Source organism: Streptomyces sp. SCSIO 75703, assembly GCF_036607905.1.
Lineage (GTDB): Bacteria > Actinomycetota > Actinomycetes > Streptomycetales > Streptomycetaceae > Streptomyces.
The window spans coordinates 4,133,756-4,158,090 of sequence record NZ_CP144555.1; the positions used below are offsets into that span (position 1 = coordinate 4,133,756).

General features: G+C 75.1%; 15 protein-coding genes. 11 read left to right on the forward strand and 4 right to left on the reverse strand.

Annotated features, from left to right (window positions below; all coding sequences use genetic code 11):
• Together VM636_RS18235 and VM636_RS18240 are read left to right on the forward strand one after the other, a co-directional pair.
• Positions 1-2,715, forward strand: coding sequence for an SUKH-4 family immunity protein (locus tag VM636_RS18235; RefSeq protein WP_338485162.1), 2,715 nt, complete (start codon positions 1-3; stop codon positions 2,713-2,715).
• Between the two features lie 292 nt (positions 2,716-3,007).
• Complete coding sequence (locus tag VM636_RS18240) at positions 3,008-3,892, forward strand: hypothetical protein (protein WP_030419588.1); 885 nt, start codon at positions 3,008-3,010, stop codon at positions 3,890-3,892.
• Positions 3,893-3,932: 40 nt separating this feature from the next.
• Here VM636_RS18240 and VM636_RS18245 read toward each other — a convergent pair whose 3' ends face one another.
• Positions 3,933-5,429, reverse strand: a complete 1,497-nt coding sequence (locus VM636_RS18245) for an MFS transporter (RefSeq protein WP_053914154.1) — start codon at positions 5,427-5,429, stop codon at positions 3,933-3,935.
• A 569-nt stretch (positions 5,430-5,998) separates the two neighbouring features.
• Here VM636_RS18245 and VM636_RS18250 point away from each other — a divergent pair.
• The 3 genes from VM636_RS18250 to mfd all read left to right on the forward strand — a co-directional run bounded on the left by VM636_RS18250 (position 5,999) and on the right by mfd (position 13,389).
• Positions 5,999-6,787, forward strand: coding sequence for an ABC transporter ATP-binding protein (locus VM636_RS18250; RefSeq protein ID WP_030419586.1), 789 nt, complete (start codon positions 5,999-6,001; stop codon positions 6,785-6,787).
• Positions 6,784-9,348 (forward strand): FtsX-like permease family protein, encoded by a 2,565-nt coding sequence (locus tag VM636_RS18255; protein WP_338485163.1) that lies wholly within the window; start codon positions 6,784-6,786, stop codon positions 9,346-9,348. The genes VM636_RS18250 and VM636_RS18255 overlap by 4 nt, the downstream gene beginning before the upstream one ends.
• 483 nt (positions 9,349-9,831) lie before the next feature.
• The gene (gene mfd / locus VM636_RS18260; protein WP_338485164.1) at positions 9,832-13,389 is read left to right on the forward strand and encodes a transcription-repair coupling factor; all 3,558 of its coding nucleotides are present in this window, start codon (positions 9,832-9,834) and stop codon (positions 13,387-13,389) included.
• A gap of 135 nt (positions 13,390-13,524) precedes the next feature.
• Here mfd and VM636_RS18265 read toward each other — a convergent pair whose 3' ends face one another.
• A complete protein-coding gene (locus VM636_RS18265; RefSeq protein ID WP_030419583.1) occupies positions 13,525-13,725 on the reverse strand; it encodes an antitoxin in 201 nt (66 codons plus the stop codon).
• Positions 13,726-13,909: 184 nt separating this feature from the next.
• On the opposite strand from VM636_RS18265, the gene VM636_RS18270 reads away from it, so the two are divergent.
• A complete protein-coding gene (locus VM636_RS18270) occupies positions 13,910-14,635 on the forward strand; it encodes an HNH endonuclease family protein (protein ID WP_030419582.1) in 726 nt (241 codons plus the stop codon).
• A gap of 208 nt (positions 14,636-14,843) precedes the next feature.
• Here the strand turns inward: VM636_RS18270 and VM636_RS18275 are convergent, their stop codons facing one another.
• Both VM636_RS18275 and VM636_RS18280 read right to left on the reverse strand, forming a co-directional pair.
• Positions 14,844-15,644 (reverse strand): hypothetical protein, encoded by an 801-nt coding sequence (locus VM636_RS18275; protein ID WP_338485165.1) that lies wholly within the window; start codon positions 15,642-15,644, stop codon positions 14,844-14,846.
• 346 nt (positions 15,645-15,990) lie between these two features.
• On the reverse strand, positions 15,991-16,680 hold the full coding sequence (locus VM636_RS18280; RefSeq protein WP_030419580.1) for a hypothetical protein: 690 nt from the start codon (positions 16,678-16,680) through the stop codon (positions 15,991-15,993).
• 191 nt (positions 16,681-16,871) lie between these two features.
• Between VM636_RS18280 and VM636_RS18285 the strand changes: the two genes are divergently transcribed.
• From VM636_RS18285 to VM636_RS18305, 5 genes are all read left to right on the forward strand, one after another.
• Positions 16,872-19,634: an N-6 DNA methylase gene (locus VM636_RS18285; protein WP_338485166.1), complete on the forward strand. Its 2,763-nt coding sequence runs from the start codon at positions 16,872-16,874 to the stop codon at positions 19,632-19,634.
• A 198-nt stretch (positions 19,635-19,832) separates the two neighbouring features.
• Positions 19,833-20,606, forward strand: coding sequence for a hypothetical protein (locus VM636_RS18290; RefSeq protein WP_338485167.1), 774 nt, complete (start codon positions 19,833-19,835; stop codon positions 20,604-20,606).
• Positions 20,607-20,644: 38 nt separating this feature from the next.
• Positions 20,645-22,135 carry a serine/threonine-protein kinase gene (locus VM636_RS18295; RefSeq protein ID WP_267882424.1) on the forward strand — a complete coding sequence of 497 codons (1,491 nt, stop codon included), beginning with the start codon at positions 20,645-20,647 and terminating at the stop codon, positions 22,133-22,135.
• A 206-nt stretch (positions 22,136-22,341) separates the two neighbouring features.
• Positions 22,342-22,974: a SurA N-terminal domain-containing protein gene (locus VM636_RS18300; protein WP_030422177.1), complete on the forward strand. Its 633-nt coding sequence runs from the start codon at positions 22,342-22,344 to the stop codon at positions 22,972-22,974.
• A gap of 78 nt (positions 22,975-23,052) precedes the next feature.
• Positions 23,053-24,087 (forward strand): nucleoside triphosphate pyrophosphohydrolase, encoded by a 1,035-nt coding sequence (locus tag VM636_RS18305; protein ID WP_338485168.1) that lies wholly within the window; start codon positions 23,053-23,055, stop codon positions 24,085-24,087.
• The last annotated feature ends 248 nt before the right edge of the window (positions 24,088-24,335 follow it).

Here is a 24,335-nt window from a genome sequence, read left to right on the forward strand (position 1 = left end):
ATGGTGACGTTCGCGCAGGCGCAGGAGCGCGCCGAGGAGTGGATCAACGGGGAACTGCCGGCGTACCAGCACCGCGAGGTGCGGGTGCGCGAGTTCGACCTCGGGTTCGTGGTGTGGGCCGAGGACCGCGCCGACGGTCCGCGCTCGGACGGCGGCGCCCAGCGGCTGGTGATCGCCCGGGACAGCGGCGAGGCCACCCTCTGGCCCGGCCTGCCGGTCGGCGAGGTGATCCGCCGCTACGAGGAGGAGTACGGCCGTCCCGAGGGGGCCGGTCAGGAGCCGGCGCCGGCCCCGGCGGCGCGGGTGGACCTCAACCAGACGTCGTTCCTGCTGAGTCCGCCGGAGTGGCTCCAGGAGGCGGCGGACAAGCTGGGCATCCCGGACCGCCGGGGCGGGGACCAGGAGCGGCGGGACGAGGCGGGGGCCACGCCCGCGGGCGGGTTCACGGCTGCGAGCGGGCCGACGACGAGTGCCACCACGTCCGGTCCGGGCACCGGCCCGGCCCCGGACGCCGGTACCGGTCCGGACGGCGGAGCCCGGTGGCCCGCGGCGGCGGGCACGGGCGGGGCCGGTGCCCCCGCCCAGACCCTCGCGGGCCCGCCCGCGGCCCCGGGCTCCGGCGCGGACCCGGCCGGCGCCCCGCGCGACTCCGGTACGGGGTGGCCGGCGGCGGGCGGTGAGGAGGGCGCGGCAGCGCCGGGCGCACCGGGCACGCCCGGGTCCACCGTCGTGCCGGGTGCTCCGGTGGCCCCGGGTGTCCCCGCCGGGGGCGCCCCGGAGGCCCCGTTCGCCCCGGCCGCGCCGGTCCCGTCCGAGCCGACCGGGTCGGCCTCCGGGACGACGCCCTGGGCGGGGACGGACACCACCGCGGACGCCGGTGAGGACCGTTCCGTACCGCTGCCCGAGACGGTGGTCGCGCCGCCGCTGAGCAACCCGGACGCGGGGAGCGAGCCGTCCGTGACCCCGGACGCCAAGACGGCCCTGATGTCCGGCGGCAGCGGCCTGCCGGCCACCGCCGTCGCGCCCGCGCTCCCGACCCCGGACGGCCCGCCCGCCCCCGTCACCCCGCCCTCCGGGACGGCCACGCCGCCGCCGCCCGCGCCGGACGCGGGAGACATCGCGGACGCGGCGACCAGCAAGGCGACGCCCCCGCCGCGGCGGGGCGACGGCCCCGCGACCCCGCCCCCGCCGCCTCCGCCGGGCGCCCCCGGCGGGTCGCAGGGCGGGTCCGCCGGCGGCTACGTGCCGACGCAACTGGTGTCGTCGATCGGCGGCCCCGGCGGCGTCGGCGGTGCCGCGGGCCCCTCGACGCCCCCGCCGCCGAGCCCTCCCGCCGCCCCGGACGGCACCCCGCCCCCGGCCGGGCCCCCCGGGGGCACGACGCCCCCCGGCGGGGTGCACCACGCCGCCACGATGCTGGCCGACCCCGGCCGCACCGGCGGCGGGACGCCCCCGCCCCCGGCGCCGCCCGGCGCGCCCGGCGCGGCCCCCGGCGGTCCCGGCACCCCGCCGCCCCCGTCGGCGCCCGGCGCGCACGGCTCGGCGGGCGGCGCGCACGGCGCCGTGCACCACGCGCAGACGGTGCTGGCCGCGCCCTCGGTCTCCGGCCCGCCGCAGCCCCCCGGCCCGCCCGGTGCCCCCGGCGGGTACGGCGCCCCGGGGGCCGTGCCCCCGCCGCCGCCCGGCGCGACGCCGCCGGGGCAGCCGCGGGCGTACGGCTATCCGCAGCCGCCCGCCGGACTGCCGACCGTCGGCCCCGGCTACCAGGCCGTGCTGCGCTACCGCGCGCAGGACGGCTCCGAGCAGCAGCTCATCCGGCGTTCGGCGCCCGGCACGCCGCACCCCGAGTGGCAGATCTTCCACGAGCTGCGGGCCATGAACGTGCCCCCGGACCAGGTGCTGGAGCTCCACACCGAGCTGGAGTCCTGCGAACTGCCGGGCGCCTACTGCGCGCGGATGATCCGCGAGCAGTGGCCGCAGGCACGTATCACCTCCATCGCCCCGTACGGCACCGACCACGCGAGCCGGCAGCAAGGCATGCAGCAACTCCTCGCACATCAAGGAGAGTTGCACCAGGTCGCCGACGGTCCGGCCCGCCCCGCGCCGGTGCGGGCACCGCTGCCGCCGGTGCCGCCCGCGCCGCCGGTCCCGCCGGAGGCCGTCGGACAGGAACTGGCGGGCGCCTTCGGGCCGGGCGTCTTCCGGTTCGAGCACGCCGCGGTCTCCCGCCAGGGGGTGCCGCCGGTCGTCGCGCACACCCTGGTCGCGGCCGGACTCCCGCTGGACATGGGCCCGTTCTTCTGGGCGCAGGCCCAGCCGGGCCGCCCCGTGCCGACGCTGGCGGAGCTGGCGGCCGAACGGTCCGTGCAGCCGTCCTCCGACGCGGGCTCGTACCTCGTCGTCGGCAGCGACTTCGGCCGGGCGATCTGCGTGCAGTACGGCACCGCGAACATCGTGGCCGTACCGGTGGAGGGCGGCCCCGGCGGTGCCCCCGTGCCACCGCAGTTCGTGAACACGGGGCTGCCGGAGTTCGCGCGGTGCCTGGCGCTGCTCGGCCGGATGTGGCGGCTGAGGTTCGGCCTCAACCAGGAGCAGGCCGGCCGCTGGACGGTCGACTTCCAGGCCCAGCTCGCCGCCCTCGACCCGGCAGCCCTCGGCTCGCCGGAGAGCTGGTGGTCGGTGCTGCTGGAACAGATGTGGGACGGGTTGCTGTAGGGCCCCGGCCCCTGGCAGCCGCCGCGCGAGCCCGCCCGGAAGGGGCCGGGCCCGGACACCCCCGTACACGGGGCAGCCACCGGGCCCGGCCCCTTCCGCGTGTCCGGCCCGTGCCTGGCCCCTTCCGCGTGTCCGGCCCGTGCCCGGCCCGTATCCGGCCGTGCGCCCCTCCGTGCGCCCCCCACGTGCCCTCCCGCCGGAGTGTCGCGTGAGGAACGCCCCCGTCCGATCCTTCAAGATGTGCGCGGATTGTCATGGAATCGGGGGGAATCGCGCGAACTGGAGGACCGGCATGAGGAACACACCGGCGTCCCCGCACGGCTTCGTGACCGTACGCGGGCGCGGTTACCGCCCCGACCGGGCCGACGCCCTGACCGCGGCCCTCTCCGCGGACCGCGACGCCGCCTGGGAACGCGCCGCCCGGCTCACCGTGCTCGCCCGCGAGATGGGCACCGAACTGGACCGGCTGCGGGAGACGGTGGCGAACCTCGCCCCGCAGACCTACGAGGAACTGGGCGAGGACGCCCACGCCCTGTTCCGGCTCGCCCACCGGGAGGCCGACGCCGTACGGGAGCGGGCGCGGCGCGCGGCCGACGGCGCACGGGAGGAGGCGCGCGCCGCCGCGCAGGGCGTCGCGGAGGAGGCGCGGGCGTGGGCGGTCGCCGTACGCGCCGAGGCGGACGAGACGGCGCGGCGACGGCTGTCGGCGGCCCGCGCGGAGGCCGACGCGGTACGGATCGCCGCCCGGAGGGAGGTGCGCGCCGGGCGCCGGGAGTTGCTGACCGCGCTGCGCGCGACGCGCCGGAAGGCCGCCGCCCTCCGTACCGGGCAGGACGAGCGGCACACCGCCCGCGCGGCCCGCGCCGAACGCGCGGCGGACCGGCGCGCCGCGGCCCTCGACGCCCGGCACGCCGAACGGGCCGGCCGCGCCGAACGCCGGCTCGCCGAGGCCGAACGCGCCCTCGCCGACGCCCGGGAGGCGGCCCGGAGCACCCAGGAGGAGGCGCAGGAACGCGCCGCCGCGCTGCTCGCCGGGGCCGGGGCACGGGCCGAACGGATCGCCCGCGAGACGGAACGCGTGCTGTGCGAGCACGGCGATGCCTGGGACGACGTCCAGCACCAGACCGCGACCGTCCGCGAGACCCTGCGCACCCTCACCGCCCAGGGCTCGGAGTGAGGGAGGCACCCGCCACCCGCGCGGCCCGCCCCGCCCGGCCTCACTCCCGAAGGACCGGGAAGCGGCGGGGCGCCAGCAGCAGGAGCACCAGGAAGGCCAGCGCCGCCGCGCCCGCCGCCCCCAGGTACACCGCGTGCACCGCGTCGGCGACCGCCCGGCGCAGCGCCTCCGCCGCCGGGCCCGTCGCCGGCGCGCGGGCCACCGCGTCGAGGTCGCCCGCCCCGCCGAGCCGGTCGGCCAGCACCCCGTTGGCGACCGCGCCGAACACGGCGGCGCCGAGGGTCTGCCCGGTCTGGCGGCAGAAGAGCACCGACGCGGTCGCCGTGCCCCGCTCCGCCCAGCCCACCGTCGACTGCACCCCCACGATCAGCGGCAACTGGAAGAGGCCGAGCGCCGCCCCGAGCAGCAGCATCAGCAGGGTCGGCTGCCAGGCCCGGCCCGGGTAGGGCAGCAGCGGGAACACCGCCAGGATCAGGGCGGCCGTGCCGATGCCCAGCAGGGCGGTGTCGCGGAAGCCGATCCTGCGGTACACGTGCTGGCTCAGCGCCGCCGACAGGGGCCAGGTCAGCGTCCACACCGACAGCACGAAACCGGCGGCCACCGGGGCGAGCCCCAGCACCGACTGGGCGTACGTGGGCAGGAACACCGTCGGCGCCACCATCAGCACGCCCAGCGCGCCCAGGGCGAGGTTCACGGCGGCGATCACCCGCCGGCGCCACACCCAGCCCGGGATGACCGGGTCCTCCGCGCGGCGTTCGACCGCCACCACGGCCACCAGCAGCGCGAGCCCCGTGCCACCGAGGGCCAGCGAGGGCGCCGACAGCCACGGCCAGGCCACCCCGCCCTGCACCAGCGCCGTCAGCAGCACCCCGCCGCAGGCGAAGACGCCGACGGCACCCGCCCAGTCGACGCGGGCCCGCCGCCCGGCCGGCTCCCGCGGGGGTTCGTGCAGGTACCGGACGATCAGCCACAGGGCCACGGCGCCGACCGGGAGGTTCACCAGGAAGATCCAGCGCCAGTCGGCGTACGCGGCCAGCACCCCGCCCAGGCCGGGGCCCGCCACCGCCGACACCGCCCACACCGTGGAGAGCCGGGCCTGGATGCGGGGCCGCTCCTCCAGCGGGTACAGGTCCGCCGCCAGCGTCTGCACCGTGCCCTGCAAGGCGCCGCCGCCCAGCCCCTGCACCACCCGGAAGGCGATCAGCGCGGCCATGTTCCAGGCCAGCGCGCACAGCAGCGACCCGGCGAGGAACACCACCGCGCCCGCCACCAGCACCGGCTTGCGGCCGAAGGTGTCCGAGAGCCTGCCGTACACCGGCAGCGTCACCGTGGCGGCCAGCAGATAGCCGGAGAACAGCCAGGAGAAGAGGGAGAAGCCGCCCAGGTCGCCGACGATCTGCGGGACGGCCGTGGAGACGATGGTCGAGTCCAGGGCCGCCAGCGCCATCGCCAGCATCAGGGCCGCCACCACCGCCCCGCGCCGCCGCGTACCGGGGTCCCCGGACGCCTTCCGCACCACCGGTCTGGTGCCGTCCATCCTCGCCGCCCCCTCGTCCGCCGTCCGCCGTCCGCCACTTCGTTTCACGGTGCAACCAACCGCGGAGGCCAGCTTGCCACTTGACCCTCACGCGGCGGGAGGGCGGAGGCTGGGCACACCGGGGACACGGACGGGTCCGCGGCCGTGCCCGGGCCCGTGCCCGGGCCCGTGTCCGGTCCGCGTCGAGGTGGGGGACGACCCCGAGACGGCCTCCCTCCCGAGGCGGAGAGCCCCTAGGGGTACCTCCGTACAAGGGCCCGGGGCGGGGTCGTACCGGCGGAGGACGAGCCGGAGGCGTCGCTGTCCCTAGGCTGGCCTCACGCCGCTGGGGGGCGGTGTGCCGGAGCGTGGGGGGTGGGGTTTTCCCCCCTCGAAGAGTGCGCCGAGCACCATCGCCGACGGGCCCCGTGCCCGGGAGACTCTTCGGTGCGGGGCGTTCCCCCCGCCGTGGCGCGCACCCGGCGCGGGCCCACCGGCCCGCGTCCGCCGCCCGCACGACGTCCACGACCGCGCAGTACCCGCCGCCGGCACCCGGCGGCCCGCCGCATGACCGACATAGGAGACAAGAGATGACATCGGCCGTGACCATCCCCCGACACGGGAGCACCGAAGGGCGTACGGCCGTCGCCGCGCGGGCGCGTCAGGTCGTCAAGGCGTACGGGGCCGGGGAGACCCGGGTGCTGGCCCTGGACCACGTGGACGTGGACATCGCCCGCGGCCGGTTCACCGCGATCATGGGTCCCTCGGGCTCCGGCAAGTCCACGCTGATGCACTGCCTGGCCGGCCTCGACACCGTCACCAGCGGCACCATCCACCTGGACGAGACCGAGATCACCGGCCTCAAGGACAAGAAGCTCACCCAACTGCGGCGGGACCGGGTCGGCTTCATCTTCCAGGCGTTCAACCTGCTGCCCACCCTGAACGCCCTGGAGAACATCACGCTGCCCATGGACATCGCCGGCCGCAAGCCCGACCGGGCCTGGCTGGACCGGGTGGTGGAGACCGTCGGGCTCGCCGGGCGGCTCAGGCACCGGCCGAACCAGCTCTCCGGCGGACAGCAGCAGCGCGTCGCCGTGGCCCGCGCCCTCGCCGCCCGGCCCGAGATCATCTTCGGCGACGAGCCCACCGGCAACCTCGACTCCCGCGCCGGCGCCGAGGTGCTGGGCTTCCTGCGCCGCTCCGTCGACGAACTGGGCCAGACCATCGTCATGGTCACCCACGACCCGGTCGCCGCCAGCTACGCCGACCGCGTCCTCTACCTGGCCGACGGCCGCATCGTGGACGAGATGCTCCACCCCACCGCCGACGCCGTCCTGGACCGCATGAAGGACTTCGACGCCCGGGGGCGCACGTCATGACCGTCCTCAAGACCTCGCTGCGCAACTTCCTCGCGCACAAGGGGCGGATGGCCCTCTCCGGGGTGGCCGTGCTGCTGTCGGTGGCCTTCGTCTGCGGCACCCTCGTGTTCACCGACACCATGAACACGACCTTCGACAAGCTCTTCGGCGCCACCTCGGCGGACGTGACCGTCCTGCCCAAGGACGCCAAGGCCGAGGAGACCGGCCCGAACGGGCTGCCCCGGACCCTGCCCGCCGCCACCCTGGACCGGGTCCGCTCGGCCGAGGGCGTCGCCGCGGCCGAGGGCTCCGTCTTCTCCATGAACGTCACCGTCGTCGACGGCCGCAACAAGAACGTCGGCGCCTCGGGCGGCGCCCCCACCATGGCCGGCAACTGGACGAAGACCGACCTCAAGTCCATGGAGATCACCTCCGGCCACGCCCCCCGGGGCGCCACCGAGGTGATGGTCGACGCCGACACCGCCCGCAAGCACGGCCTCGAACTGGGCGACACCCTGCGCACCATCGCCCAGACCGGCGACGTCACCGCCCGGATCGCCGGCATCGCCACCTTCAAGACCACCAACCCCGGCGCGTCCGTCGTCTACTTCGACACCGCCACCGCCCAGCGCACCCTGCTCGGCAGCACCGAGGCGTTCAGCCAGCTCCACGTCACCGCCGCCGACGGCGTCTCCGACGAACGGCTGAAGGAGAACGTCGCCCGCACCCTCGGCGCCGACTACAAGATCCAGACGTCCCAGGAGAACGCCGACGAGAACCGGCAGGACGTCGCCGAGTTCATGAACGTCATCAAGTACGCCATGCTCGGCTTCGCCGGGATCGCCTTCCTGGTCGGCATCTTCCTGATCGTCAACACCTTCTCGATGCTGGTCGCCCAGCGCACCCGCGAGATCGGCCTCATGCGGGCCATCGGCTCCTCCCGCCGGCAGGTCAACCGCTCGGTGCTGACCGAGGCGCTGCTGCTCGGCGTCGTCGGCTCGGTGCTCGGCGTCGGGGCCGGCGTCGGCATCGCCGTCGGCCTGATGAAGCTGATGTCCGCCGCGGGCATGAACCTCTCCACCGACGACCTGACCGTGAAGGCCACCACCCCGGTCGTCGGCCTGGTCCTCGGCATCGTCGTCACCGTCCTCGCCGCCTACCTGCCCGCCCGCCGGGCCGGGAAGATCTCCCCGATGGCCGCCCTGCGCGACGCCGGGACCCCGGCCGACGGCAAGGCCGGCCGGGTGCGCGCACTGGTCGGCCTGCTCCTCACCGGAGCGGGGGCCGCCGCCCTGCTCGCCGCCGCCGCTGCCGACAAGGCGGGCGACGGGGCCTCGCTCCTCGGTCTCGGCGTGGTCCTCACCCTCGTCGGCTTCGTCGCGGTCGGCCCGCTGCTCGCCGGCGGCGTGGTCCGGGTGATCAGCGCCCTGCTGCTGCGCGCCTTCGGCCCCGTCGGCCGCCTCGCCGAGCGCAACGCGCTGCGCAACCCGCGCCGCACCGGCGCCACCGGCGCCGCCCTGATGATCGGCCTCGCCCTGGTCGCCTGCCTCTCGGTGGCCGGCTCCTCGATGGTCGCCTCGGCCACCGGCGAACTGGACAAGTCGGTCGGCGCGGACTTCATCGTCCAGGGCACCCAGCCGATCGTCCCGCAGGCCGAGAAGGCCATGCAGGACACCCCCGGCCTGGCCCACGTCACCCGCTACAAGGTCCTCGACGCCACGCTCACCTCGCCCGACGGCAAGACCGACGACACCGGCGTCACCGCCGCCGACCCCACCTACGCCGAGGACCTGCGCCGCCCGACCACCCAGGGCAGCCTGCCGGACGCCTACGCCCCCGACGCCATGTCGGTCGGCTCGAAGTACGCCGAGGAACACGGCGTACGCGTCGGCGACACCCTCACCGTCGCCTTCGAGGGCGGCGAGACCGCCCGGCTCAAGGTCGCCGCCGTCACCGACGACGACACCGCCATCGACCAGGGCGCCCGCTACCTGAGCATCGACACCATGCTCAAGTACGTCCCGGCCGACAGGATCCCGCCCAACGTGATCATGTTCGCCAAGGCCGAGGACGGCCGGCAGACCGAGGCGTACACCGCGCTCAAGAAGTCCCTGGACGCGTACCCGCAGTACCAGGTCCTCGACCAGACCGACTTCAAGCGGGAACTGCGCGACCAGGTCGGCCAGCTCCTCAACATGGTCTACGGGCTCCTCGCCCTGGCGATCATCGTGGCCGTGCTCGGCGTGGTGAACACCCTGGCCCTCTCCGTGGTCGAGCGGACCCGCGAGATCGGCCTGATGCGGGCGATCGGCCTCTCCCGCCGCCAGCTCCGCCGCATGATCCGCATGGAGTCCGTCGTCATCGCCCTCTTCGGCGCCCTGCTGGGCCTCGGCCTGGGCATGGGCTGGGGCGTCACCGCGCAGCGACTGCTCGCCCTGGAGGGCCTCAAGACCCTCGACATCCCGTGGCCGACCATCCTCGGCGTGTTCGTCGGCTCGGCCTTCGTCGGCCTGTTCGCCGCCCTGGTCCCGGCCTTCCGGGCGGGCCGGATGAACGTCCTGAACGCCATCGCCACCGACTAGCCCAGGGGCACGGGAGTGGGGCCGGGCCCCGCGGACGAGGGGACGTCCGCGGGGCCCGGCCCCGTTCCGCGGTGCGGGGCGCCGCGTACGGGCGCGGCGGTGCCGGCGCGTGCGGTACGGGGCGGGGGACCGCGCGCCGGGTGTGCGGGCGCGGGGCACGCGTACCGATTCCGGGTGCGCGGGGTGTGCGGTACGGGCCGGGGCGCGCGGGCCGCGAGTGACCGGCGCGCCTCGTACACGTCCGCCCGCGTCCGCCCGCGTACGCTTCGCCCGCCCGGTGCCCGCTGGGCGGGCGGAGCCCCGTGACCGGGCTCACCGCGGACCCCCGCAGCCCTTGCCGCGCCCGGCCGCCCGGGGCGGGCGCGGGGCCGCCCCGGGCCGTTCTCCCGGGTGAACCGTCCGCCGGGGTCGTACGCTGGACACCCCCGGCCCGCCCCGCGTGTCGGGCCCGTCGTGTTGTCCACCCACGGAAGCGCCCCCTTCATGAGCCTGCACGGTCTGCTCGACGCCGTCGTCAAGGACCCCGCCCTCGCGGAAGCGATCACGGCCGCCTCGGACGGCAACCGCATGCACGTCGACCTGGTCGGGCCCCCCGCGGCCCGCGCCTTCTCGGTCGCCGCGCTGGCCCGCGAGTCGGGCCGTACCGTGCTCGCCGTGACGGCGACCGGCCGGGAGGCGGAGGACCTCGCCGCCGCCCTGCGCTCCCTGCTGCCGCCCGAGGGCGTCGTGGAGTACCCCTCCTGGGAGACCCTCCCGCACGAGCGCCTCAGCCCCCGCAGCGACACCGTCGGCCGCCGCCTCGCCGTCCTGCGCCGCCTCGCCCACCCCCGGACCGACGACCCCGAGACCGGCCCCGTCTCCGTCGTCGTCGCCCCCGTCCGCTCCGTACTCCAGCCGCAGGTCAAGGGCCTCGGCGACCTGGAGCCGGTGACGCTCACGGCCGGGGCCGCCGCCGACCTCGAAGAGATCGTCGACGCCCTCGCCGCCGCCGCGTACTCCCGGGTGGAGCTGGTGGAGAAGCGCGGCGAGTTCGCCGTGCGCGGCGGCATCCTCGACGTGTTCCCGCCCACCGAGGAACACCCCCTGCGCATCGAGTTCTGGGGCGACGACGTCGAGGAGATCCGCTACTTCAAGGTCGCCGACCAGCGCTCCCTGGAGGTCGCCGACCAGCGCTCCCTGGAGGTCGCCGACCACGGGCTGTGGGCCCCGCCCTGCCGCGAACTGCTGCTCACCGACCAGGTCCGCGAACGCGCCCGCGTCCTCGCCGAACGCCACCCCGAACTGGGCGAACTCCTCGGCAAGATCGCCGAGGGCATCGCCGTCGAGGGCATGGAATCCCTCGCCCCGGTCCTCGTCGACGACATGGAACTGCTGCTCGACGTGTTGCCCGAGGGCTCCATGGCCGTCGTCTGCGACCCGGAGCGGGTCCGCACCCGCGCCGCCGACCTGGTGGCGACCTCGCAGGAGTTCCTGCAGGCGTCCTGGGCCGCCACCGCGGGCGGCGGCGAGGCCCCCGTCGACGTCGGCGCGGCCTCCCTGTGGTCCCTCGCCGACGTCCGCGACCGGGCCCGCGAGCTGGACATGATGTGGTGGTCGTCGTCCCCCTTCGCCGCCGACGACGCGCTGGAGGAGGCCGACACCCTCCAACTCGGCATGCACGCCCCCGACACCTACCGCGGCGACACCGCCAAGGCCCTCGCCGACACCAAGGGCTGGCTCGCCGACGGCTGGCGCGCGGTCTACGTCACCGAGGGCCACGGGCCGGCCTCCCGCACCGTCGAGGTGCTCGGCGGCGAGGGCATCGCCGCGCGGCTGGACGCCGACCTCACCACGCTGGGCCCCTCCGTCGTGCACGTCTCCTGCGGCTCGATCGAGCACGGCTTCGTCGACGCCGGACTCCGGCTCGCCGTGCTCACCGAGACCGACCTGTCCGGGCAGCGCAGCGCCGGCCGCGACGGCGCCCGGATGCCCGCCCGGCGCCGCAAGACGATCGACCCGCTGACCCTGGAGTCCGGCGACTACATCGTCCACGAGCAGCACGGCGTCGGCCGCTACATCGAGATGGTGCAGCGCACCGTCCAGGGCGCCACCCGCGAGTACCTCGTCGTCGAGTACGCCCCCGCCAAGCGCGGACAGCCCGGCGACCGCCTCTACATCCCCACCGACCAACTGGAGCAGATCACCAAGTACGTCGGCGGCGAGGCCCCCACCCTGCACCGCCTCGGCGGCGCCGACTGGACCAAGACCAAGGCCCGCGCCAAGAAGGCGGTCAAGGAGATCGCCGCCGACCTGATCAAGCTCTACAGCGCCCGGATGGCCGCTCCCGGGCACCCCTTCGGCGCGGACACCCCCTGGCAGCGCGAGCTGGAGGACGCCTTCCCCTACGCGGAGACCCCGGACCAGCTCACCACCATCGCCGAGGTCAAGGACGACATGGAGAAGACGGTCCCCATGGACCGCCTGATCTGCGGCGACGTCGGCTACGGCAAGACCGAGATCGCCGTGCGGGCCGCCTTCAAGGCCGTCCAGGACGGCAAGCAGGTCGCCGTCCTCGTCCCCACCACGCTGCTCGTGCAGCAGCACTTCGGGACGTTCAGCGAGCGGTACGCCCAGTTCCCGGTGAAGGTCCGGGCGCTCTCCCGCTTCCAGACCGACACCGAGGCCAAGGCCGTCCTGGAAGGGCTCCGCGAGGGCTCCGTGGACGTCGTCATCGGCACCCACCGCCTCTTCTCCTCCGAGACCACGTTCAAGGACCTGGGCCTGGTCATCGTCGACGAGGAGCAGCGCTTCGGCGTCGAGCACAAGGAACAGCTCAAGAAGCTGCGCGCCAACGTCGACGTCCTCACCATGTCCGCGACCCCCATCCCGCGCACCCTGGAGATGGCGGTCACCGGCATCCGCGAGATGTCCACCATCACCACCCCGCCCGAGGAACGGCACCCGGTGCTGACCTTCGTCGGCCCCTACGACCAGAAGCAGATCGGCGCCGCCGTCCGCCGCGAACTCCTGCGCGAGGGCCAGGTCTTCTACATCCACAACCGTGTCGAGTCCATCGACCGCGCGGCGGCCCGGCTCCGCGAGATCGTCCCCGAGGCCCGTATCGCCACCGCCCACGGCCAGATGTCGGAACAGACCCTGGAACAGGTCGTCGTCGACTTCTGGGAGAAGAAGTACGACGTCCTCGTCTCGACCACCATCGTCGAGTCCGGCATCGACATCTCCAACGCCAACACCCTCATCGTCGAACGCGGCGACAACTTCGGCCTCAGCCAGCTCCACCAGTTGCGCGGCCGGGTCGGCCGGGGACGCGAACGCGGCTACGCCTACTTCCTGTACCCGCCGGAGAAGCCGCTCACCGAGACCGCCCACGAACGGCTCGCCACCATCGCCCAGCACACCGAGATGGGCGCGGGCATGTACGTGGCCATGAAGGACCTGGAGATCCGCGGCGCGGGCAACCTGCTGGGCGGGGAGCAGTCCGGCCACATCGCCGGCGTCGGCTTCGACCTGTACGTACGGATGGTCGGCGAGGCCGTCGCCGACTACCGGGCCTCCCTGGAAGGCGGTGCCGAGGAGGAGCCGCCGCTCGAGGTGAAGATCGAACTCCCCGTCGACGCCCACGTCCCGCACGACTACGCCCCCGGCGAGCGGCTGCGCCTCCAGGCGTACCGCTCCATCGCCTCCGCCAACAGCGAGGAGGACGTCAAGGCCGTCCGCGAGGAACTCGCCGACCGCTACGGCCCGTTGCCCGAGCCGGTGGAGAACCTGCTGCTCGTCGCGGGACTGCGCATGCTCGCGCGGGCCTGCGGCGTCGGGGAGATCGTCCTGCAGGGCACCAACATCCGCTTCGCGCCCGTGGAGTTGCGGGAGTCGCAGGAGCTGCGGCTCAAGCGGCTGTACCCGGGCAGCGTCATCAAGACCGCCGCCCACCAGGTCCTCGTGCCGCGCCCCAAGACCGCCAAGGTCGGCGGCAAGCCCCTGGTCGGGCGCGAACTGCTCGGCTGGGTCGGGGAGTTCCTGACCTCCATCCTGGGCTCGTGACCCGGCCCGAGACCGTCCCACACGCGGCGAAGCCGTCCGCGGAGCCGACTCCGCGGACGGCTTCGCCGTCGGGGCTGCCGGCCCGGTGACGCCCGGCCGGTGCGCGCCGTCACGGACGCGCCCGCCTGCCGGTGACTACCGGTCGTCCCGCGACCCTTCACCACCCCGTTCGCGACCCATGCCGAACCGCTCTTCGGCCTTCTGCTGCGCGGTGTCGACCTGGTCCTCGTACTTGCCGCCGGTCTTCTTGTTGACCTGCTTCTCGACCGCGTCGGAGGCCTGCTTGGCCTTGTCCTTCGCCGCCTGGCTGCTCTTGAACCTGTCGAAGATGCCCATGCAGGAGCTCCTTCCGAACGTGACTCGCCTCCGACGATACGCCCCACATGCACGGTATGCCCGTTGAGGCCCCCTATGGTCTGGACCTCTGCCTGGATACGGTGTGTCCATGCAACAAAGGGGAGGGACGCCCGCGAGGCGTCACAACAAGGCGGCGGGAACGTTCCGCCGGGTCGGCGGAGCGATGGCGGCGTGCCTGGCGCTGGCCCTGGTCACCGGATGCGAGGGGCTGGACGAGACCCCGTCCGCCGCGGGTGGCGGGGAGGCGGCCGCCGGACGGTCCGTCAGCCCCCTGGACAACCCGGACGGGATGAAACCCGGCCTCGCGCCGGTCACCGGCGAGGCGGACCAGGCCAAGGCCCGCGAGATCATCGAACAGGTCAGGACCAAGGGGCGCGGCCCCAAGACCGGATACGCCCGCGACGAGTTCGGCTACGCCTGGATGGACACCGCCGACGGCGTCCCGCTGGCCCGCAACGGCTGCGACACCCGCAACGACGTGCTCCAGCGCGACGGCGAGGACCTGCGCTTCCGCGACGGCTCCGACTGCGTGGTCATCTCCATGACCCTCGACGACCCGTACACCGGGACGACCATCGACTGGCGCAAGGAGAAGGCGAGCGAGGTCCAGATCGACCACGTCGTCCCCCTCTCCTACAGCTGGCAGATGGGCGCCAAGCAGTGGCCCGTCAGCAAGCGCAAGCAACTCGCCAACGACGTCCTCAACCTCATACCGGTCGAGGGCCGCGCCAACTCCGCCAAGGGCGACTCCGGCCCCGCCACCTGGCTGCCGCCCAACAAGAGCGTCCGCTGCGCCTACGCGGTCCGCTTCGCCCAGGTCGCCGTCAAGTACGAGATGGCCGTGACCGCTCCCGACCGCGACGAGATGCTGCGGCAGTGCGGCGGCTGACCCGCCGAACTCCCGCCGGGCACGGCCCCCGGGGCGACGGCGACGACGGCTGAGCGTCACTTCCCCGGCCTTCTCCTCGGCCACGGCGAGAGCCGGAGCCGAGGAGAAGGGCGTGGCGTGCCGCGGCGGAGGACGTGGCGGAGGGCGCGCCCCCGTCATCGTGCCGGGTGCGCGCCCTCCGCTCCGCTCGTGGTGCCGTCGTACGGGGTCAGCCGTCCAGCGCGTCCAGGTCGATGACCTTGCCGGCGGGCGCCTCGGCCCGCACCGGCTCGTCGTACGCGCCGAAGGTGAGCGTGCCGGGCTCCTTCGCCGACGTGCCGTCCAGGCGCAGCACGTAGGGCTTGCCCTCGGCGGCGACGTACATCGTGTGGCGGTCCGCGCCGTCCTTCTCGTGCAGGACGACCGCCGGCGTGCCGTCGACGCTGGTGGACTCGCCCCGCGTCACGTCGGAACCGGCCGGCTCGGCCTCGCCCAGCACCGCCTCCAGATCGCACAGGCCCCCGATGTCCTTGGCGTCCTCGCCCGCGGCGGACGTCTTGGTCCACTGGCCGGCGAGGAGCGCCACGGCCGCGTCGACGTCCGCCTTGGGCTCGCCCTCGCTCTGTGCCCGCAGGAACCGCTCGTCGTACTTCATGTACAGCGTGTCGCCGGTCCGGATCAGCTCGGCCTTCCCCTCGCCGCCCAGGCTCATCGTGCCCGCGCAGCGGCCGTCCCGGTCCACCGCGATGTCGATCCGGATCGTGCCGCCGGTCTCCTCGTCGGGGACGTCGCCCTTCATTCGCAGCGAACCCGCCTCCCTGGTCGCCTTGAAGGCCCGGTCGGCGATCTCCGCCGCCGACAGCCCCGCGAAGGGGTCCGCCGGGGACGTGCCGGGCTTCGCGGACCGGGCGGGCTTGCCGGAGGAGGCGGCGTCGGCGTCGGAGCCGGCGTCGGAGCCGGCCTGGCAGCCGGCGACGGCGAGGGCGGCGGTGGCCGCGAGGCAGAGGGCGACGAGCGGGGTGCGCCGCATGAGGGCTCCTTGGTGGGGTGTGTTCGGTGGGGCGAGGCGGGGAGGGGCGAGGCCGGCGCGGGGCGCCGGGCGGGGCGGATGCCCTTGGGTGCCGGTGCCGGTGCCGGTGCCGGTGTCGGTGCCGGGCGAGGCGCGGCGAGGCGTCCTGAGGTGGGTGCCGGGTGCCGGGTGCCGGTGCCTGGTGCCTGGTGTCGGACCCCGTGGCGTGCCCGGTGGGCCCCGGGGGTGGTGCCGGGGTGCCCGGTGTGCGCGGGGGTGACAGTGGCAACCGGGGCGCGGGGCGGGGCGGGGTGTCGCGGGCCCGGCGGGTGGTGCGTGGGCCGGGGACGGGCGGGGGGCCGGAGGGTCAGCCGGTCTTCTTCCAGTCCTCACAGCCGGTGGTCTTGAAGTAGCCGTCCGAGGCGCTGATCGTCACGACGGCGGAGCCGGAGACGTTGTTGTTGGCGATGATCGAGTCGAGCGAGTGGCCGGCGTCCTTGGACCGCTCCCAGTAGCAGCCCATGTCGCTGTTGCCCGAGGACTTGTAGGTGCCGGGGGCGATGTCGGAGCCCACCGCGAACATGCCGCCGTTCCCGGCCATCGACGAGGCGGGCGAACCCTTCGCCTCGGGGTCGACGGCCTCCCAGTCCTTGCAGCCGTTGGACTTGAAGATCTTGTCGGTGGCCTTGACGGTCACGTAGGAGGTGCCGGTGACGTTGTCGTTGGCGAGGATGGAGTCCAACTCGCCCGAGGCGTCCTTGGCCCGCTCCCAGTAGCACATGCCGTCGTTGCCGGAGCTGCGGTAGGTGCCGGGCTTGACGTCCGAGCCGACCTCGAATTCGCCGCTGCCCTTGATGTCAGCCTTCTTCTTCGCCGGCTTCGACTCGTCCGCGGCGCCCTTGGTCTTGTCGTCGCCGCCGGACTGCGGGCCGGCGGACGCCGAGGAGTCCTTGCCGCTCGTGTTCTTGTCGTCGTCGCCTCCGGCATTGGCCGAGATGGCGCCGATCACGACGATCCCCACGACGGCCCCCAGCGCGATCTTGCCCTTCGTGCCCATGACGGTGTCCCCTCCCCAGCGTGGCAACCGCCATCCGTCGACGGCTGCTCGTTCGCGGGGTCAATGAGATCAGAGCTTGTGAACCGAGTCAACCGTGTTCACATGGTTCGAGCAGTTCACGCCGTGAAGCCTTCGAACGCGCGTCCATCGGTATGCTCGGCGTCACACATGGGACGAGGGGAGTCGGCCGGGTGCAGGACAACGCGACAGAGGTGACCGCCGCCGGGATCGCGCGGCTCGCCGGTGTGGGCCGTGCCGCCGTGAGCAACTGGCGCCGCCGCCACGGCGACTTCCCCAAGCCCGTCGGCGGCACCGAGACGAGCCCCTCCTTCGCCCTGGCCGAGGTGGAGGGCTGGCTGCGCCGGCACGGCAAGCTCGCCGAGGTGCCGCTGCGCGAGCGGGTCTGGCAGCAGCTCGTCGGCCACCCCGAGGGGCCGGTCACCGCGCTGACGCACGCCGGCTGCGTCCTGCTGCTCCTCCAGGACCGGCCCGCGGTGTGGCCGGAGCTGGCGGCCGGTTCCGACGAACGGCTCGCCGCGATGCTGCCCGAGGCGCTGGACGGGGTATTGGCGCCGCGCTTCGGCCTGGCGCGGGGTGGCGGGGGCGGCGGAGGTGGCCGGGGGGGCCGGGGCGGCGGGGAGGGCCGGCCGGACCGAGCTGTTCACGGCGAGGCCGGGACGGGCGGGAGCGCGGGTGTGAACTCCGGTTCCGCTGTGAACCGCGCTGCTGCTGTGAACTCGGATGACGGTGTGAACAGTGATTCCGTCGAGCCCGCCGCTCCCGGTGTTCACACGAAGGGGTCGGTTCACAGCCCGCCGGTGACGCCGCCAGATGACACCGCGACCGCGGTTCACAGCGACACCTCGGTTCACAGTGGCGGAGCTGTTCACAGTGCGACCCCGCTTCACGGCGGAGCCGCAGTTCACAGTGACGCATCGGTTCACACGCCGCCGTCCTCCGCCGAGCCAACGTCTGTGAACACGCCCTCACCTGTTCACACCTCGCAGATCCCGGAATCCCCGGCAGCCTCACCGGCCCCGCCTGCCGCACCCCCCACCGGAGCCGCACCACACACCCCGGCCACCTCCCTCACCCCATCTGCCTCATCCACCCCATCCGCCTCATCCACCCCATCTGCTCCCTCCACCCCCTCCACCCCCTCCACCCCTTCCGTCCCCTCCGCTATCCGGACCCCCACCGCCCCCGCCCTCCTCGCCTCCGCCCCCCTCCTGCGCGGCGTCGCCGACCTGGCCGCCGAGACGGGCGCCCGGGAGACCTTCGAGTTCCTGCTCGGCCGGCACCTGGACGCCAACCCGCGCCAGTACACGCTCACCCCCACCGACCTCGCCGGCCTCATGGCCGACCTGGCCGCGCTCGCCGGCCCCACCCGCACCGTCCTCGACCCCGCCTGCGGCACCGGCGCCCTGCTCCGCGCCGCCGTCCGCCGCGGCGACCGCGCCGAACACACCGGCCGTGCCGGTCACCCCGACCACCCCGATCACCCCGACGGCACCGACCGCACCGACCGTGCCGAGCGTGCCGAGCGGCCGGGTCGCCCCGGCGGCACCGATCACCCGGAGGACCCCGGCCAGGAGCTGTTCCTCCAGGACACCGCCGCCGACCTCGCCGCGCTCACCGGGTTCCGCCTCGCCCTGCACACCCGTGCCACCGTGCGCGGCGCCGCCGCCGACACCCTGCGCGCCGACGCCTTCCCCACCCTGCGCGCCGACGCCGTCCTCTGCCACCCGCCGTTCAACGAGCGCAACTGGGGACACGAGGAACTCGCCTACGACCCCCGCTGGGAGTACGGCCTCCCGGCCCGCACCGAATCCGAACTGGCCTGGGTGCAGCACGCCCTCGCCCGGCTCCGCGACGGCGGCACGGCCGTCCTGCTCATGCCGCCCGCCGCCGCCTCCCGCCGCTCCGGGCGCCGGGTCCGCGCCGACCTGCTGCGCCGGGGCGCGCTGCGGGCCGTGGTCGCGCTGCCGGTCGGCGCGGCACCGCCGTACAACATCCCGCTGCACCTGTGGGTGCTGCGCCGGCCCGAGCGGGCGCCCGCGCAGCCGGAGGTGCTCCTCGCCGACGTGGGCCGCTTCGGCGGCGAGGGGCGCGGCGGCCCGGACTGGCGGGCCGTGCGCGAGGCGGTGCTCGACGCCTGGCGCGTCTTCGACGCGGACGGGCGGCTGGAGGAACGGCCCGGCCTCGCCCGTTCGCTGCCCGTCATCGAACTCCTCGACGACGACGTCGACCTGGCCCCCGCCCGCCACCTGCCCCCGCCCACCGCCGCCGGCGGAGCCGACGAACTCGGCGACGTCCGCGCCCGCCTCGGCGAGACGCTGCGCCTGACCGTCGCCCTCGCCCCGGACGCCGCCGAGCCCACCCGGTCCGCCCCCCGCTGGACGCTGACCACCGTCGGCGAACTCGCCCGGGGCGGCGCCCTGGTGATGCGCACCGGCGGAAACGGCGGCCCCGCGCGCGTGCCAGTCCTCACCGACCACGACGTACTGACCGGAAACCGGCCGTCCGGCACGCTTCCGGAGAGCGACGAGGAACCGGTGCTGACCGAGGCGGGGGACGTCGTCCTGCCCGTCCTCGGCGGCGGCTCCGTCGCACGCGTCGTCGACGACACGACCGCCGGTGCCGCCCTCGGGCGCAACCTCGTCCTGCTGCGCCCCGACCCGGCGGCCCTGGACCCGTGGTTCCTCGCCGGCTTCCTGCGCGGCTCCGCCAACAACCGCCAGGCCAGCAGCTACGCCTCCACCGCCACCCGCCTCGACGTGCGGCGCCTGCACCTGCCCCGGCTCACGCTCGACGCGCAGCGGCCCTACGGGGCGCGCTTCAGGGCGCTCGACGAGTTCGAGCGCACGCTGCGGCTCGCGGGCCGGCTCGGGGAACGGCTGGTGCGCGGGACGTACGACGGGCTGACGGACGGGACGGTGTCGCCGGGCGGCTGAGAAGCACCGTTCCCGGCCGGCCCACCGCCCCGTCAGGCCCCGGCCGGGACGCGCCCGGTGACCGGGACGTGATCGGTACGGCAACGGTTCGGCACATCCCGGGACCGCGGCCCGACGACGGCCGATACGCTCGGACGTATCCGGCGGACGACTCGTCCGTCTGTTCGGCACGTCGGCGACACCGGTCCAGGAGCAGTCATGTACGGCAACAGCGCGGGACCGCCCTCCTCCGGGAGGGCCACCGTCATCACCCTGCGCGTGTTGTTCGCGGCGGCCGGTTTCCTCTCCTGCGGTCTGCTCGCCTGCCTGCCGCTGTTCCGGATCGCGTTCGTGCGCGGCCGGCCGGTCGACTGGGCGCTGGCCTGGATCGCCCTTCCGGTGTCCTTCGTGTGCCTGGCCGTGGTCGGCTCGCTGCCGGAGACGAACCCGGCGACCGACGTCGCCCTCTTGATCATGCTGCTGTCCGGTGCGGGGGCGAGCGTGTACTTCCTGGTGGGAGACGTACGGGCGCACGCCGAGCCGTGGAAGTACGCCGGGTACGCGCCCCCGGGGGCGCCGGACGCCGGCGCGTACTACGGGCAGACGCACGTGATGGGCGCCCACCCGGGCCCGGCCGGCGGACCCGCGCCCGGACCGGCGCAGGGACCGGCGCCCGGCCCGCAGCCCGGACCGTACGGGCCGGCGCCGGGTCAGCCGCACACGCACCCGCAGGGTCAGCCGCACACGCCCCCGCCGGGGCAGCCGGCCGGGCCGGTGCCGCCGCAGGCACCGTACGGCGACGTGCGGCAGCCGCCGTTCGCGCCGCTGCACCCCTCGCCCCCGGTCGTGCCCCAGGCCCCCGCCGCGCCGACGGGACCGGTGCCGCCCGGCCCCGCCCGCATCGACCAGGTGCGCGCCGAACTCGACGAGCTGAGCGACTACCTGCGCCGGCACGACGGCAACCACGACGGCGACCACGAGGGCGGAAGGTGACCGTGACGGCGGGACGTGTCGTCGCCGGCCGCTACGAACTGTCCACGCTCGTCGGACAGGGCGGCATGGGCCAGGTGTGGACCGCCTACGACCGCCGGCTCGACCGGCGCGTGGCGGTGAAGCTGCTCCGCCCCGACAAGGTGGCCGGCCAGGAGGCCGAGGAGTTGCGCCGCCGCTTCCTGCGCGAGTGCCGGGTGACCGCCCAGGTCGACCACCCGGGTCTGGTCACCGTGCACGACGCGGGCAGCGAGGGCGAGGAACTCTTCCTCGTCATGCAGTACGTCGACGGCGCCGACCTCTCCGACCACCTCGCCGAGCACGACCCGTACCCGTGGCAGTGGGCGGTGGCGGTCGCGGCCCAGCTCTGCGCCGTGCTCAGCGCCGTGCACGCCGTGCCGATCGTCCACCGCGACCTCAAGCCGCGCAACGTGATGGTCAAGCAGGACGGCACCGTCACCGTGCTCGACCTCGGGGTCGCCTCCGTGATGGACGCGGACACCACCCGCCTCACCCACACCGGCACGCCCATCGGCTCGCCCGCCTACATGGCGCCGGAACAGGCGATGGGCGGCGCCGTCGGCCCGTACACCGACCTGTACGCGCTGGGCGTACTGCTGCACGAACTGCTCAGCGGCAACGTGCCGTTCGCCGGTTCGACGGCCCTCGGCGTGCTCCACCGGCACCTGTACGAACCGCCGCTGCCGGTGCGCCGCCTGCGCCCCGAGGTGCCCGAGGCGCTGGAGGCCCTGGTCCTGCGCCTGCTCGCCAAGGACCCGCAGCACCGCCCGGCCTCCGCCCAGGAGGTCTACGAGATCCTGGCGCTGCTCCTGCCCTCCCGGGGCGTGCCGACCGGCGGCCCGCTCGACCCCACCCGCCCCTTCGTGCGCCCGCACGCCCCGTGGCCCGACCGGGCACGCACCCCCGCGCCCCGGCCCGCTGCGGTCACGCCCCCCGCCGAGGCCCGGAGACCGGACGTCGCCCACGCCGTCGACGAGGTCAAACGGCTGCTCGGCGAGGGCCGCATCACCCAGGCCGTCGACATCCTCGGCGCGATCCTGCCCACCGCCGCCGAGGAGCACGGCGAGAACTCCCCGGTGGTGCGCACCCTGCGCCGGCAGTACGCGGCCACGCTGCTGGACGACGGCCAGTACCGGCGCGCGCTGCCCGAACTGCGCCGGCTCGCCGACGAACGCGCCGCCGAGGCCGGCCGCGCCGACCCGCAGTCGCTGCGCCACCGCTACGAGGCCGCCCAGTGCCTGGAGCAACTGGGCGATCCGGCGGCGGCCCTCGCCGAGTACCGGGCGCTGTTGCCGTACTACGAGAACCAGTACGTGGCCGGGGACCCCGACCTCGCCCACGACGTCCGCCGCCGCATCGGCCACCTGCTGCTGGCCCTCGGCGACCGGCCCGCCGCCCACGACACGCTGGCCCGGCTCCTGCACGACGTGGAGCGCGTCCACGGCCCCGGGCACCCGCTCGCCGGGGAGGTGCGGCGCACGCTCCAGTGGCTCGGCCAGGTGCGCGGCTGACCGTTCCGCGGCCCGGCCGGGCCGCGGGGAGCGCGGCGGTGCCCGAAGAGCCGGTGAATCGTTGGTCGAATGGGTTGGCCAGAGCTGGGCCACTGCCTACCATCGATCTTCACAAGGACCACGTGCGACCGCCCGGACCCCGACCGTCACACCGGCCGGGACGCCACGGCCGCACCCGTCTGCCGCGCTCATCACGGGAGGTCTCCTTGCACCGCCGTCGTCGTACCGCGCTCCTCCTCACCGCCGCCCTCGTCGCCGCGGCCCCCTTGCTCTCCGCCTGCGGCAGCGACGCGCACCCCGGTGCGGCGGCCGTCGTGGGCGACCAGCGGATCACCGTCGCCCAGCTGGAGGGCCGGGTCGGCGAGGTGCGCGAGGCGCAGCGGGCCGCCGTCCCGGACGACGAGCAGTACCAGCAGGTCGTGGCGAGGACCGGCACCCTCACCCGCGACACCCTGCACAGCATGGTCCTGGACCGGGTGCTGCACCGGGCCGCCGAGGACGCGGGCGTCAGCGTGTCCCGCAAGGAGGTCCAGCACATGCGCACCGGCCTGGAGCGGCAGGCGGGCGGCGCGCAGGAGCTGGAGACCGTCTGGCTCCAGCAGTACGGCGTGCCCCCGGTCCGCCTCGACGAGAACCTGCGGCTCCAGCTGGAGGCGCAGAAGCTCGCCGAACACCTCGGCACCGACACCAGCCGCCCGGAGTTCTGGAAGGCCCTCTCCGCGGCGTCCGAGAAGCTCGACGTCGACCTCAACCCGCGCTACGGCTCCTGGGACGTCCAGAAGAGCAGCCGGGTCGACTCCGGCGCCCCCTGGCTCCGCGACGTCACCGAGCAGACCTGACCCGCCTCCGGCCGGCCCCGCGGACGCCCGCCTGTGGACGACTCGGGGCCGGCCGGCGGCGTGCGTTACGTTCGGAGGGTGAACGCACTCAGCCCCGACTCCGCCGACCCCGGCCGGATCGTCCTGCTCACCACCAGCCACCGCGTCGCCCCCGGACTGCTGTCCTGGCCCGCCTGGCAGGCGCTGCGCGCCGCGGACCGCGTGCTGTGCGCGGACGGGACGCATCCGCAGCTCCCCTACCTCCGGGAGGCGGGGATACGCGTCGACGAGGCGTCCCCGGCCGCCGAGGACCTGATCGGGGCGTGCGCCGGCGGGCACACCGTGGTCGTCGTGGCGACCGGCGAGGGCGAACCGGCCCTCACCGGCCAACTGGCCCGCCTCGCCGGTTCCGGCCGGGTGGCCATGCCCGAGCTGGAGCTGCTGCCCGCCTCCTACGACCTGCCGGGCGCCCGCCTGCTGGACCTGGTCCAGGTGATGGACCGCATCCGCGTCGCATGCCCCTGGTCCTCCCGCCAGACCCACGAGGACCTGGTGAAGTACGGCATCGAGGAGGCGTACGAGCTGGTCGAGGCGATCGAGGACGGCGACCGGGAGGAACTGCGCGAGGAACTGGGGGACGTCCTGCTCCAGGTCGTCTTCCACGCCCGGATCGCCGAGGACCACCCCGAGGCGCCGTTCTCGGTGGACGACGTGGCCGCCACCCTCGTCGCCAAGCTGGTCCACCGGCACCCGCACGTGTTCGGCGACGCGACCGTGGAGACCCCCGAGGAGGTCCGGGCGCAGTGGCTGCGGACGAAGGCGGTCGAGAAGCGGCGCACGTCGGTCACCGAGGGCATCCCGCTCGGGCAGCCGGGTCTGGCCCTCGCCGCCAAGCTGGCCTCCCGGGTTCGTACGGCCGGTCTCGACGTGCCCCTGCCCCGGGGCGGGGGCGTCGGGTACGAACTGCTGGCCCTGGCCGCCCGCGCCGAGGCCGGCGGCACCGACCCGGAGACGGCCCTGCGCGCGGCGGCCCGCGCCTACCGGGACGCCATCAGAGCGGCCGAGGACGCCGGCCGTCCCCCGGGCCCCGGACCGGCCGACGGCACCGATGCCACCGACGGCACCGGCGCCTGACCCATCGCCCGCCCGCCCCGCAGGGGGCCGTCCGCCCCGCTCCTTGCCCCTCCTGATTCCGTCCGCCCGCGCACGCACCGGCGCCACGGGCCCGCCCGCCCCGTGGCGCCGGCACGGCGCCCTGAGCGAGCCTGCGAGGAGAACCCCTCTATATAGGGGGCGCCACCCCGGCCCGGGTCCGGCGCACCGCCCCGGCGCCGGAGGCCCCGCGCCTCACGGACCGCCCCCGCCGGAGGGCGTCCCGACCG